Genomic DNA, 12,761 nt, shown 5'->3' on the forward strand with positions numbered 1-12,761 from the left:
ATCAGGCTTCCGGCTCGCTGACCTCTTCGTCTGCCAGCAGTGAACGCGGCAGGCGTTCGGTGGCTTTCAGCAGGTGATAGCCAAAGCTGCTTTGTACCGGTGCCGGGTACAGGTTGTTCTGTGAATCCGTTTGCTGTGAGGCGGATTGTTGGACATCTTCGGACAGCGGTGTCAGAGCTTGCAGAATGGTGGTGGGCAGGTCGTCGATTGCCAGCTTGCCACAATGGCCCTGTTGTTCCTTGCTGGGACAAACAGAATATTCACTGGCGATGGCTGCAAAGTCAGCACCGGCTAACAACTCCTGATGCAACTGGCGGGCAAGCTCGCCGTTACGTACCAGAATATGCTGAATACTGATGCGGGCAGTGTTGGGTTGCATGCAAGGGCTCCTGTCCGGCCTGGAAATAAAGGTCGTAATGACTGCTTCCAGTGTAGTCCGGTTTACTGGCTTTGCCGGACAGGATCGGGTGTTGGATCAGTCGTCAGGCAGGGTGACGTTTAATTCCAGAATCGAGGTTTGCCCCTGGGTTTCCAGTTGCACGGAAACATCGTCGTCGCCGACCTCTACGTATTTACGAATCACCGCCAGAATATCGCGCTCCAGCTGGGGCAGATAGTCCGGGCCGTTGTTGCGCAGGCGGTCATGAGCAACCAGTACCCGCAAGCGTTCCTTGGCCACCGATGCGGAGGTTTTCTCTTCCTTGCGGAACATATCCAACAAGCTCATATCAACCTCCAAAGACCCGCTTCAGGAAGCCTTTTTTCTGCTTCTCAAGGAAACGGTGTGGGCGGTTCTCGCCAAGATAGCGTGCAACCGCATCTTCGTAGGCCTGACCTGCATCGGATTCGGCGTAGTGGACGACCGGAACCCCCTGGTTAGAGGCTTTCAATACGGCTTCGGATTCCGGAATCACGCCCAGCAGCGGAATCGCCAGAATTTCCTCAACGTCCTGTACTGACAGCATTTCACCCCGTTCAACCCGCGCCGGGTTGTAGCGGGTCAGCAGCAGGTGCTCCTTGACGCTCTTGCCTTCGGCAGCCATACGGGACTTGCTCTGCAGAATACCGATGATGCGGTCGGAGTCTCTGACGGACGAGACTTCCGGGTTGGTCACAATGATGGCTTCTTCGGCGAAATACAGTGCCATCTGGGCACCGTGTTCAATACCGGCTGGCGAGTCACAGACAATAAAGTCGAAGGTCTCGGCCAGGTCATTTAATACCCGTTCAACGCCTTCAATGGTGAGGGCGTCCTTGTCACGGGTCTGGGAGGCTGGCAGAACGTAGAGGTTTTCGAGTTTTTTATCCCGGATCAGGGTTTGGGAAAGCGATGACTCGCCCTGAATCAGGTTAACAAAGTCGTAAACAACGCGGCGTTCACAGCCCATCACCAGATCGAGGTTACGCAGGCCCACGTCAAAGTCGATAACGACCGTTTTGTGTCCTTTCATCGCCAGTGCTGATGCGAATGCTGCACTGGTGGTTGTTTTACCGACCCCGCCTTTACCGGAGGTCACAACAATGATCTTTGCCAAGGTGGTTATCCTGCAAGTTGCTTACTTTTCCGCGCCCTTGATTACCAGCTGGTCGTCATCCAGACGTACCAGAACGCTCTGGTTGGTGAGCGCGTGTCCATTTTCAAACAATTGATAGTGCCCGGCAATGGCTACCAGCTGGGCGTCGAAGTGCACACAGCTGACTATCGCATCCGGTGATCCCTTTATGCCTGCCAATGCCTTGCCGCGTAACACACCCAGCACATGAATATCGCCGGTTGCCAGTACTTCGGCGCCAGGACTGACCATGCCGATGATGTAGAGGTCACCATCGAAGTAAAGTTGCTGGCCAGAGCGGACGTTGCCTTCGTGAACCTTGACGGCCCGGCGGCAGCCTGACTCATCGGTCGTGCTTTTATCCGGCGTTTCCTCAGCAGGCTTGCTGCGGGGAGGGCGGCTGGCCTGACCAAAATCGGCCAGCTGTAACGACGCCAGCTCCGTGGCCAATTCGGCCGGACAACTGCGCACGCCAATCAGCGCCAGCCCGTGTTGGCGTAACAGACTGACCAGTTGTTGCAAGCCTGCAACATCGGTCGGCAAGTCGGCCAGGGATAACAGGCAGGGCAAGCCTGCAAACAATGCCGGCGCCTCTGCTTTACGACGGCTCAGCTCATCCTGCAGGGCGTTCAGATCCGTACTGTGTAGTTGAATGGTGGTTAGCGGCACCATTCCGGTTTTCATTTCGATCACGTCGATTAACTGTGTTGTTTGGCCGTCAGTGGAAACTGGTCGAATTCGACACCTTGCAGACCCTGTTGTTGCAGCTGACGAATATTCTGGTGGCTATCGCCAGCAGGCGCTGCCAGTACATCCCGGTAATGTTCACCAAAACACAACAATGTCTGCTCGTTGCTCAGACCTGCGCTGGTGGCCATTGCCAGCACCCTGCAAGATCCCTGATTCTGGTCTGCTTCGTTACGCAGTGTACCGTTTTGAAAACCGGTTGCTGTGAAGTCGTACCATTGCTCAATAAAAGCAAGCGTAGTTGCAAATTCAAAATCTGCCTGTGGCAATTGTTCAAGGAAGCTGTGCAGGGCTGTTGCGAAATCACTCACGGTCAATATTTCCTGTTTACTGAAGCTGCGAGGCTACCACCATGGCCACGGCAAGGCTATGGAACAAGGGGCCAAAACGGCCTGTAGTGGACGTTTTTCGCCACAACCGCAGGTCGGTGAGTGAGTCAGAGGACATCATGGGTATGAGAATTCGGGGCTAGCCTGTCAGGATAAAGTCTGATACTGTTTTTTTGTACAGTATTGGCATTGGTTGGCTGTAACCGTATTCGGGAGGTAAAAGACATGATACGTCAGGTGATTCATATTGATTGTGACTGTTTTTTTGCCTCGGTCGAAATGCGTGATAACCCGGCCTTACGGGCCGTGCCGCTGGCGATTGGTGGTGATCCGGCCGGTCGTGGGGTGGTGTCGACCTGTAACTATATTGCTCGCCAGTACGGTGTACGTTCGGCGATGCCGTCGGCACGGGCGCTGCAGCTGTGTCCGTCGCTGGTGATGATGCGTGGTGACATGAACCGCTATAAAACCGCTTCCCGCCAGATCATGGCGATCATTGGCCGTTACGCTACCGTGATGGAACAGGTCTCCGTCGATGAAGCCTATCTGGAAGTTGCTGAACCTGAACAGGCGGTAGCAATTGCTGAACAGATTCGCGCCGACGTTGCTCGTGAAGTAGGCGTGACGGTATCTGCAGGTGTGGCGCCCAACCGTTTTCTGGCCAAGGTCGCCAGTGATTTTAACAAGCCAGACGGCCTTACCTGGGTACAGCTGCATCAGGTCGATGATTTTGTGCGGGCGCTGAAGGTAAGGGCGATTCCCGGTGTGGGCCCTCGGCTGGAGGAAAAGCTGCAGGCAGATGGTATTCAGTACTGTGAGCAGCTTCGGGAATTGTCACTGGCCAAGCTGATACATCATTACGGCCGTATGGGCGCGGTGTTGCATGATCGTTGCCGTGGCATTGATGAGCGGCCTCTGAAACCTGAACGGGAGCGTAAATCTATCAGTGTCGAGCGTACTTTCCGGCAGGATATTGCCACTTCAGAGGCCTGCCTGGTGCATTTGCCCGATCTCTGGTTACGCTGGAATGAACGGCTGGCCAGTGCCGCCTGGAGCAGTGAACGGCTGCAGCCGTTTGTGAAGGTCAAATTTGCCGATTTCAGCCAGACGACCATGGCTGACTGTCATGGCAAGGCCGACTTCGCCGGTTTTGAAGCGCTGTTACAGCAAGCGCTCAAACGGCAGGACAAGAAGGTTCGTTTGTTGGGCATTGGTGCCCGCAAGGTGACGGATGATCCAGCCCAGGGACGGCTGTTCTGACAGACGCCCATCCCCCGATTCTTATTGGAAGATAAACGAGAACATACCAGCAGGCCAGAGCGCAAAAGAACCAAAGCTCAGCACCAGACCCAGCAATGCGCCGACCAGTACGTCGGTCGGGTAGTGCATACCCAGGATCACGCGGGATACCGCCACCAGAGCCGCAAATGGCACCACCAGCCAGCTCATCTCCGGAAAGAACCAGCAGCACATCACGGCAAAATTGACGGCATTCATGGTGTGGCCGGACGGGAAACTGTAAAGATCCAGAGGCGCGGTGTGAGCACAGATAGCCTCAAACGAAATAAACGGCCGCTGACGTACCAGACGGTTTTTCAACTGGCTGTAAATGGCGATGCACAGCAGTCCAAGTACCGTCATATGGCCCAGTGCCGCCAGTCCTTCAAGGCCGTATACCAGCGGCATCATCAGTCCCAGCGAATACCAGAACACGCCATCACCGGCGCGGCTGATTGCTTTGAAAAACAGTCTTACCGAACGGTGGAAGCCGAGTCGGTTAAGTGCCTGGCAGAGCCGCAGTTCGAACTGATCGGCCTTATTGAACAGAAGCGCGGTTTTTGGTTGTAACTGCTTTGCGATTGCCATCGTTAGTTACCTTTTCTGTAGGAGCGCCAAAGCGCTGGACAAACTCATCAACAATGCTCGACCAGCTGATGCCAAGCGCGTGTTGGCGGGCTTGCCAACGAATACGGGTGAGCAGGTTGGGGCTGTCGGAGAGAGTTTCGACCTGCTGACGGAAAGCTTCATCTTCGCCAAACGGGGCCAGCATGCCGGTGTGACCGGAGCGGATATGTTCGTGGCCTGCGGCATAGTCAAAACTGACCACCGCCAGGCCGCTCGACATGGCTTCGGTAACCACATTGCCGAAGGTGTCGGTCTTGCTGGGAAACAGAAAAATATCGCCACTGGCGTAGTGGGTCGCGAGGGCTTCACCGCGCTGCATGCCGCAACAGATGACTTCCGGGTACTGGGCCTGAATGGCTGGCAATTCCGGGCCGTCGCCGACCAGCACCAGTTTGACTCGCTCGTCGGCATTACGCAGACGGCGATAGGAACTCAGCGCCAGTTCCATATTCTTTTCACCGGCGATACGGCCAACATAGAGCAGCACCAGATCACTTTCGGTAGCACCCCAGCTGCGTCGCAGGGGTTCACTGCGGCGCTCCGGGTTGAATAACTGGCTATCTACGCCGCGCGACAACACCTGCACATTGTGAAATCCATGGGCTTCCAGCTGGTCACGCTGCAGCCGGGTTGGCACCAAAGTACCGTCGGTCAGGTTGTGGAAATAACGCAGGTAGCGGTAGGCGATTTTTTCCAGTCCTTTCAGGCGGTAGTGCTCAATGTACTGATGAAAGTTGGTGTGAAAGCCGCTCCATACCGGAATGCCCGCCTTTTTGGCGGCACGCACAGCGGAATAGCCCATGGGGCCTTCGGTGGCAACGTAAACAGCATCGGGCTGGAAGCGTTTCAGTGCGCTTGAAATACGACCGGTAAAAGGAATTCCGAATCTGAGTTCCTTGTAGCCGGGGATTGGCAGGCCAGGCAAGGTCACTGTTTGCAGCAGTGGCTCGTGGAACGACTTGTCATTGCGGTGCTGGGCCGGGCGGATTACCTGAACTTCAATGCCAAGGGCCTGCATGCCAGCCACCAGTTGTGCCAGCGTGTGGGCAACTCCGTTGATTTCCGGAGCGAAGGTTTCAGTCACTATACTGACGCGTTTTGGCCCGTCGTTCATATCTCACTACATTCTTTATCTTTGACGATCAAAGATGCAGTTGCAGTGTGACAGTTACTTGAATGAAGCGTGACATTCGGGTGAATCGGGGCTGGAACACCGCCTGGCAGGCAAAATATGACCTGCCAATTATGCCGCTGCCGGATTGAGTTCCTGATGGGCTGAATTGAGATTGTGAAAAATGGTTTGTACCCGCTTCAGCGCCTGCTGGCTCTGGTACGGCTGTTCGCGGTTAGCCAGCTGGTCGAGCGCTTCGAGGGCGTTGTTGGACGTTTCGGTCATGCTGAGCCTTAGCTGTGTGAACGCAGTGAGATCTTTCTGGCTGATCAAACCGTATTGCTGCAGGGTTTGTTGCAGCTGGCCAAGCTGGTCTGCAGGCAGGGTGGTGACGTCAACATCGGTGGCAATTGCACTGATCAGGATGGCGCGGGTGGAAGGCTGGTAATCAGCCTGGCCATTGTCGCTGATGCCGGAGTTGGCTGGTTTGGCAACTGCAGCGGATTGTTGCACCTGTTCGCTGTCGTTAAGCGGTGTATTGGCCTGGTTTTGCAGGTAGCTGGTCAGTGATCCAAGCAACATAGGTAACTCCGGGATGTCGGCGATGCGGCAATGGAAGCGTGAAAATGCTTCTTTACGGAGTTACTGCAGATACAATGCCATTTTAAAAAATCTATTTAAATACAATGGCTTGAGTGTTTTTCATGGCGTCGTCTTCGACGCTGTGGCAACTATCTGCCGCGGATATTCTGCCGCTGTCAGTCGCGGAAATGGAATCCGGCGTTAGCCAGAACCAGCTTCAGAACATCAAATTCGATCGCGGTGAAATGACGGCTGTGGCCACAATGACCGCAACTGATGCGGGACAGCTGTTTCAGCACGCCAAGGCTGAAGTCCGTATCGCATTCACAGTGGTCACAGGTGACGGGCAACAACATCTCTGTTGACACGATTGTGCTCACGTTTCCCTCATAGCATGTCGTTCGTGGCGCAGGCAAAGGCTCAATCATCAAGACTCCTGATACTTAAATAATCATTTATCACCTTGCAAAGAACTTATGAATAACCCTGAATAGGTATGGGTTATTTACAAGATTCGTAATAAGCCTAGCAGTGCTTTGACTATATGCGTTTGATTCCTGATGCTTCAAGTAATAAACAAACTGACAATTTATCCGCTAGTCACCAATACTGCCTGTCAGTGATTTAACCATACGGTTAGTGAGTGTACCTGCAAATACGCCAATGGTACTGATAAAAACCATATTTCTATTGTGTCTTTATGCTGGATCCTGTTTATCCCGCCAGCTCTTGCTCCAGATACTCGGCGATTGCCAGGCTGCTGGTCAGGCCGGGGCTTTCAATTCCCAATAAATGAAACAGTCCTGGTTGTGGGTCGCGGCGGATATCGAAGTCTGCTGCCGGGCCAGCAGGTGGGCTGATTTTGGGACGAATACCGGCGTAGTCTGGCATCAGTCGACTGGCATCCAGACCTGGCCAGTATTGGCGGATGGCCTCTGTAAATGCCTGCTTGCGGGCGGGACTGACTTGATAGCGGTCAGCTTGCTGCAATTGTTGGTTGGTCAGGTACTCGACATCGGGGCCAAAACGTAGCCGACCACCAAGATCCAGTGTTGCATGAATGCCCAGACCGGCCAGCCCAGGTTCGGGTAATGGATACACCAGCTGGCGGAATGGGTGGCCGCCCTGATAACTGAAATAGTGGCCACGAGCTGGATAAAGATCCACTCTGGTTGTGTCGTCTGGCTGGCAGTAGTTATAGATATCGGTGGCGGACAGTCCGGCAGCATTGATCAGATACTGGCTGTGAATCCGGAACGGGCCGTCAGTAGTGTGCAGTTCCAGTTGCCACAGATCGTTTGCCCGAACGGCTCGCTCAAATCGGGTATGCAGGCTAATGATGGCCTGATTCGATTCGGCCTCGCCCTGCAAGGCCAACATCAGTTGTTCACTGTTGATAATGCCGGTGGTCGGCGACAGCAAGGCTTCGGCAGCCTTGATTCCCGGTTGCATGGTACTAATTTCACGCTGGCTCAGACGTTGAAGCGGTACCGCCAGACGTGCTGCGGTTGTTTCCAGATGCTGCAGTCTGGGATGGTCTTTCACCGGGCTGACGATCAGTTTGCCAATTGGCCGGTGATCGATATGGCGTTGCTGGCAGTAATCGTAAAGCAGTTGTTTGCCACGCAGGCACAGACTTTCCTTGAGCGTACCTGGCGGGTAATAAAGCCCGGCATGGATTACCTCGCTGTTACGAGCGCTGGTTTCTGTACCCGGCCGAGCGTGTTGTTCCACGACCACAATCGAATAGCGACGCGACAGCCGGGCAGCGATGGCCAGGCCGATTACCCCTGCGCCAATAATACAGACGTCGAAGTCCTTGTTCATGTCAGTGCGAGAGTCCGGTCTATTTGATAGGATTGCCGACCTTCTATTTCAGGTGCAGTTGAGGGTCTCGGCATGAATGCAGGGCAATTTGAAGATGTTGCCATGACGATCGGCATTACCGTGCTGATCGGTTTTATGATGTTCATTATTTATGATTTGGCCAAGCGTTCCAAGGCGGGCAAATTTGGGATGGCTGTGCTGTTTTTTGCACTGGGACTGGGCATGCTGGGTTTCATTATTAAAACGGTATTGGTCGAAGTACTCGATATGTAAGCATTATTGCTCGTTTTTCACCGTATTCCTCTAGTTGGCATTGCTTATGCTTGGATCTTTTTAACAAGTGAAAAGCAAGTGGTGTGGCTCTGGTTGGCAACCAATGCCCTGGAGGAATAATGGAAGCTGTACAAAGATTGGGAAGCCTGTATTCACCGGCTCCTGCCGAGAAAAAGAATCGCAAGAAAGGTGCTGCACAATGGCAGTTCCGATTGGTCGATACCAGTGGTGAAACGGACTCCGGTGACGATCTGGAGGGAGACTCCCGCGGCCAGGTGTTGGCGGAAAAACTGATGCCAATGGCGGTTCACATGGTGAATTATTATCGCCTGCCGTTGGCCCAGACATTGAACTTCGTCTATATAGATTCAACCCGCAGTTTGGGTGAATACGCGTCGGCGCTGCTGGGCGTGTTGCGAAATATGTCCGGTAAAAATGAAGCCTGGGTACCATTGGTTGGCAGTCACAGTCTGTTGTTGAATGCCCTGCGTTTGATTGCGTCTGAATTGAAGCTGCTGGATCTGACGCACACCCCTTTGTTGTACATCGGCGATTTCGCCAATTTTGCCGGGGTTCGTGAACTGGGTGATAGTTGTAGCATGCCTGTTTTCTGTCAGGCCACCTATTAATCTCTGCGACCAATAGCGGCAATCATGTCAGTGCTGCCCTGTCTCAATGGGCAGTCTGAATACTTTATTTGGCTGGCTCAGCCCATTTCACAATCTCCCCCGCTGATCGTCTGTTCAGGCGAACTCGTTCGACAGTCTTGTATCTGACACCTGTTTGATTCAGAGTGGCAACAGCCTTGCTGACGCGTTGGCTATACTGATTCTGGCGTGGCAATTGTGCTGCAAACAGGTATCAGGTCATGGGAATTAAAAGCCCGCTCTTCTAGACTGAAGAAAAAGAGGACACGGATATGAGCGAAGTACTGAAAGAACAACTGCAGCAACTGCATCAGGAGCTGACCAACAACCCGGATCTCGACGCCGAGTCTGCCGCCTTGCTGCGCCAGATTGTTGAGGATATCGAAGTCATTGAATTGACCGATAACCAGGATATTTCGGAAGGCATGCAGCGTATGGCAGTGGAGTTCGAGCAGGATCATCCGACCTTGTCTGCAATCCTCAGACAAATCGTTGATACCCTTGGCCGTATTGGTGTTTGACCCGGTTTAGAGTGTTAAGGAGGTAGATGATGCGTCACATGCCTACAATCACCGAAGTCATGACCGCCTTTCCCGTTCATGTAAATGAAGATGCTCCGTTGGAGCAGGCCGCTGTTTTGATGGAGCAGCATCACTGCCATCACTTGCCGGTCATGTGTGGCAATGATGTGGTGGGATTGCTGAGTCGGGAAGAGCTGAAGTTGGCTCAAACGCCTGGCCATGAACATGAAGGGCTGGAAGAGCTGACCGCTGGCGATCTTTGTCGCCGCCGTTTTGCCAGCATTGATCTGCATACCCGGCTGGATATTGTGCTGTCCGGAATGGCCGACGAAGGCCTTAGTGCAGTCATTGTAATGAAGCACGACAAACTGGCGGGGATTCTGACCGCCCATGATGCCTGCCGCTTTTTTGCCCAATGGCTGCGCAACGAATATCTGCCTGATGATGATCCAGGCGTAGCCTGAGTCCCTGATGATGCGCCGCTGGCGCATCATTCCTTGCTGGTTATTTTCCTTTCCGACGGTTTGTCAATAGTTCTGAGTCAGGTGCACTCTTTTGAAACTGAATTGCCTGCTTTGTGATACTTTTTGGTCGTTTTGAGTGCATTAATTGAGACCGCGTTCGTCTATTGATCATTTGAGGTCAACTTTAGCCGGGGTCGATTTTCTGACCAGAACCAGGAAAACCCCTTTCTTAGCAGGGAAAAATGCCGGAATAAGGAAAAAACAGGTTCAAATTTGGGATGTTGGCGTTTTTTGGTCAATGACGCCAATAGCTGGTACGGTCTTTGCGATAGTACAGGTAAAGGAGGACCTGCCCATGTATAAAATCGCTGATATTCAAGATTACCGCATGCCAAAGACCGCTATTGCTGCTACCAGCTGGTTGTCTGGCCTGACTGAAATTATCGAAGGCCGCTATCAGGATGAGGAAAGCGTGCAACGCTTGCTGATGCTGATCGCCGAAACCACCCAGCTGCGCAATGTTTCGATTGCCATGCCGGATTCACCAAGTCGCTTCAAGGCTCAATACTGCTCTACCGGTGTTAGCAACGGTGTTTACAGCTTTGCTGTGCAACATGCGCTGTGCCGTCAGTTTGAGTCACGTGAATGGTTGGTGATCAAGGAAGGCAGTGAGCGTCCGGAAGCTGTTAATCCAGGTTCCTGCTCGCTGACTGGCCAGGATCGTTGTTTGTTGGTGCCGCTGATGCTGCGTCAATCCGTTCTTGCTGTGCTGGTAATGGATCTGCGTGGTGCCCAGCTGGATAATCTGGAACTGTCATTCGTGCACTGCATGGGTGCGCAGATTGCCCAGATTCTGGCCACTCAGGTCGTACCAAACTTCAAGACCTTGTATGCCCGTCCATACCAGCGCGTTCAGCAGGACGAACTGGGTGACATCAATGCTGCCATTGAAAAGTGTAATGGCAACAAAACCATGGCCGCCAAGGTACTGGGTCTGACTCCGCGTCAGCTGCGTTACCGCCTGGCCAAGCTCAGTGAAGACGGTGACGTCGAACTGACTCACTGATTTTAATACTGGCGCAGGTTCGTTAGTGGTGCCTTCCGGCACCACTACCTGTTCGCTGGTGCATCTGCTGGTGTCCGGAATGATGTTCTGTGCACTGGTCTATATTGTTGCAGGTTTGCATCCGTATGGCGGGTGTCCTTTCTGACTTGCTGCTCACTGCTTCATCAAAATGTCACTCTGCGGCTGGCACACTGGTTCAATTTAGCCAGAGCGATTGATGTATGGCCCCGCGTAGAATCTGTATCGTCACGGAAACCTATGTTCCGGATGTTAATGGCGTTGCCAACTCCCTCCGTCAGCTCATTGGTGCGCTTGATCCGGCCGAATTCCGGGTGCAGCTGATCCGGACTCGTCCGCGTTCTGACTGGCAGCCCGAAGTTGAGGAAATCTGGTGTACTGGCATGACCATTCCCATGTATCCGGATTTGCAGATAGGCTTGCCTTGCAGCGGTCTGATTCGTCAGGCCTGGGATCGTTTTCAGCCGGAAATTATCTACATTGCGACTGAAGGTCCGCTGGGCAACTCGGCGTTGAAGCTGGCGTTGGCTCGACAGATTCCGGTGCTTAGTGCTTTCCACACCAATTTTCATCGCTATAGCAGTTATTATGGTCTGGGTTGGGTCAAGACACTGACCCTGAATTGGCTGCGCCGCTTTCATAATCGTACCGCTGCAACGCTGGTGCCGTCACAGGAAGTGGCTGATTTTCTCTCGGCCAGTGATTTTCACAATGTGCATGTATTGCCCCATGGCGTCGACTGCGAACTGTTTCATCCCGGTCATCGCAGTAGCGGATTGAGGCAGCAGTGGGGAGCGGGTTCAGACGAGAGGGTCATGCTGTATGTTGGCCGTATCGCTGCCGAAAAAAATATTCCGCTGGCGATTGAGGCTTATGAGCAGTTGAAGCAGCAACATGCCGGACTCAAACTGGTGATGGTCGGTGATGGTCCGCTGCGCCAGCAAATTGAAGTCAGTCATCCGGATATTATCTTTGCCGGTATTCAGACCGGCGAAGCTTTGGCCCGTCATTTTGCTTCGGCGGATTTGTTTGTGTTTCCCAGCCTGACAGAAACCTTTGGTCTGGTGACGCTGGAGGCATTGGCCAGCGGTATTGCGGTAGTGGCATTTGATATGGCTGCAGCCCATTTGCATATCCGAACCGGTCATAACGGTGCGCTGGCGGAGCCGGACAATAATGCCGCTTTTATTAGTGCGGTGGATTCGCTGCTACAGCAGGATTTACTGCCGGTGGGCCAACAAGCCCGGATGACGGCTGAGGCCTTGAGTTGGGAGAGTGTGGCACAGCAGTTTGGTCATCAGCTGGAGCAGCATCTGGCGCTGGCCCGACAGCATTCCTCCCGGGTTTCCAGTAGCTTGGTATGAGGGTTGCAACGGTTTCCCCAGACCAATAGGGGGGAACCATAATGGTTGAATTCAACCGCAACAGTATCGCGCTACTACAAAAAATAAAGCGACTGGCGAAAGAAGAGCAGAACTACGTTGTTCATTACGACTCACCGACTTTGGAAAAGGACCTCAGACTCCTTGTATCCAGTGGGGTCAGCCATGATTTGCTGGTATTAATTGAGGAATTTTTACCAACCACGGAACCGGCTGGACAGTCTGATGGCTTCAAAACCTATCGCGGTTCCAGCGTCATGATTGACGACCGGGAGCGTATTGGGCCATCCACCAGAGTCTATCGGGGGCGTATCGTTAGCGGTTAATCCGCATATA

Annotated in this window: 18 protein-coding genes; 8 read left to right on the forward strand and 10 right to left on the reverse strand. The window is 53.3% G+C overall.

The features are described 5' to 3' along the window. Nucleotide 1 precedes the first annotated feature (1 nt). The 5 genes from K6123_RS17360 to K6123_RS17380 all read right to left on the reverse strand — a co-directional run bounded on the left by K6123_RS17360 (nt 2) and on the right by K6123_RS17380 (nt 2,611). Complete coding sequence (locus K6123_RS17360) at nt 2-379, reverse strand: peptidylprolyl isomerase (protein ID WP_221800056.1); 378 nt, start codon at nt 377-379, stop codon at nt 2-4. 96 nt (nt 380-475) lie between these two features. After that, nucleotides 476-727 carry a cell division topological specificity factor MinE gene (minE, locus tag K6123_RS17365; RefSeq protein ID WP_221800057.1) on the reverse strand — a complete coding sequence of 84 codons (252 nt, stop codon included), beginning with the start codon at nt 725-727 and terminating at the stop codon, nt 476-478. A 1-nt stretch (nt 728) separates the two neighbouring features. Further along, nucleotides 729-1,535: a septum site-determining protein MinD gene (gene minD / locus K6123_RS17370; protein ID WP_221800058.1), complete on the reverse strand. Its 807-nt coding sequence runs from the start codon at nt 1,533-1,535 to the stop codon at nt 729-731. 21 nt (nt 1,536-1,556) lie between these two features. Next, nucleotides 1,557-2,237, reverse strand: a complete 681-nt coding sequence (gene minC / locus K6123_RS17375; RefSeq protein ID WP_221800059.1) for a septum site-determining protein MinC — start codon at nt 2,235-2,237, stop codon at nt 1,557-1,559. A gap of 14 nt (nt 2,238-2,251) precedes the next feature. Next, nucleotides 2,252-2,611, reverse strand: a complete 360-nt coding sequence (locus K6123_RS17380) for a HopJ type III effector protein (protein WP_221800060.1) — start codon at nt 2,609-2,611, stop codon at nt 2,252-2,254. Between the two features lie 243 nt (nt 2,612-2,854). Here K6123_RS17380 and dinB point away from each other — a divergent pair, with 243 nt between their 5' ends. Next, nucleotides 2,855-3,889: a DNA polymerase IV gene (dinB, locus tag K6123_RS17385; RefSeq protein ID WP_246624874.1), complete on the forward strand. Its 1,035-nt coding sequence runs from the start codon at nt 2,855-2,857 to the stop codon at nt 3,887-3,889. A 21-nt stretch (nt 3,890-3,910) separates the two neighbouring features. Here dinB and K6123_RS17390 read toward each other — a convergent pair whose 3' ends face one another. The 5 genes from K6123_RS17390 to K6123_RS17410 form a co-directional block, all read right to left on the reverse strand. Continuing rightward, nucleotides 3,911-4,495, reverse strand: a complete 585-nt coding sequence (locus K6123_RS17390; protein WP_221800062.1) for a phosphatase PAP2 family protein — start codon at nt 4,493-4,495, stop codon at nt 3,911-3,913. Further along, nucleotides 4,446-5,648 carry a glycosyltransferase family 4 protein gene (locus tag K6123_RS17395; RefSeq protein ID WP_221800065.1) on the reverse strand — a complete coding sequence of 401 codons (1,203 nt, stop codon included), beginning with the start codon at nt 5,646-5,648 and terminating at the stop codon, nt 4,446-4,448. Before K6123_RS17395 ends, K6123_RS17390 begins: the two co-directional genes overlap by 50 nt. A gap of 129 nt (nt 5,649-5,777) precedes the next feature. Then, a complete protein-coding gene (locus K6123_RS17400; RefSeq protein ID WP_221800066.1) occupies nt 5,778-6,227 on the reverse strand; it encodes a hypothetical protein in 450 nt (149 codons plus the stop codon). A 176-nt stretch (nt 6,228-6,403) separates the two neighbouring features. Then, nucleotides 6,404-6,607: a hypothetical protein gene (locus tag K6123_RS17405; RefSeq protein WP_221800068.1), complete on the reverse strand. Its 204-nt coding sequence runs from the start codon at nt 6,605-6,607 to the stop codon at nt 6,404-6,406. 334 nt (nt 6,608-6,941) lie between these two features. Beyond that, a complete protein-coding gene (locus K6123_RS17410; RefSeq protein WP_221800070.1) occupies nt 6,942-8,054 on the reverse strand; it encodes an NAD(P)/FAD-dependent oxidoreductase in 1,113 nt (370 codons plus the stop codon). A gap of 72 nt (nt 8,055-8,126) precedes the next feature. Between K6123_RS17410 and K6123_RS17415 the strand changes: the two genes are divergently transcribed. From K6123_RS17415 to K6123_RS17445, 7 genes are all read left to right on the forward strand, one after another. Then, entirely contained in the window at nt 8,127-8,327 is a 201-nt protein-coding gene (locus tag K6123_RS17415; RefSeq protein ID WP_221800072.1) for a DUF2788 domain-containing protein, read from the forward strand. A gap of 119 nt (nt 8,328-8,446) precedes the next feature. Beyond that, entirely contained in the window at nt 8,447-8,956 is a 510-nt protein-coding gene (locus K6123_RS17420) for a hypothetical protein (protein ID WP_221800075.1), read from the forward strand. 290 nt (nt 8,957-9,246) lie between these two features. Then, the gene (locus tag K6123_RS17425; protein ID WP_221800076.1) at nt 9,247-9,495 is read left to right on the forward strand and encodes a DUF4404 family protein; all 249 of its coding nucleotides are present in this window, start codon (nt 9,247-9,249) and stop codon (nt 9,493-9,495) included. Between the two features lie 38 nt (nt 9,496-9,533). After that, nucleotides 9,534-9,959 (forward strand): CBS domain-containing protein, encoded by a 426-nt coding sequence (locus K6123_RS17430; RefSeq protein WP_221800078.1) that lies wholly within the window; start codon nt 9,534-9,536, stop codon nt 9,957-9,959. 355 nt (nt 9,960-10,314) lie between these two features. Continuing rightward, nucleotides 10,315-11,025: a GAF domain-containing protein gene (locus K6123_RS17435; protein WP_221800080.1), complete on the forward strand. Its 711-nt coding sequence runs from the start codon at nt 10,315-10,317 to the stop codon at nt 11,023-11,025. A 221-nt stretch (nt 11,026-11,246) separates the two neighbouring features. Then, nucleotides 11,247-12,407, forward strand: coding sequence for a glycosyltransferase family 4 protein (locus tag K6123_RS17440; protein WP_221800082.1), 1,161 nt, complete (start codon nt 11,247-11,249; stop codon nt 12,405-12,407). Nucleotides 12,408-12,448: 41 nt separating this feature from the next. Continuing rightward, entirely contained in the window at nt 12,449-12,751 is a 303-nt protein-coding gene (locus tag K6123_RS17445; RefSeq protein ID WP_221800084.1) for a hypothetical protein, read from the forward strand. Nucleotides 12,752-12,761: the final 10 nt, after the last annotated feature.

This window comes from Oceanobacter mangrovi (assembly GCF_019740315.1).
Lineage (GTDB): Bacteria > Pseudomonadota > Gammaproteobacteria > Pseudomonadales > Oceanobacteraceae > Oceanobacter > Oceanobacter mangrovi.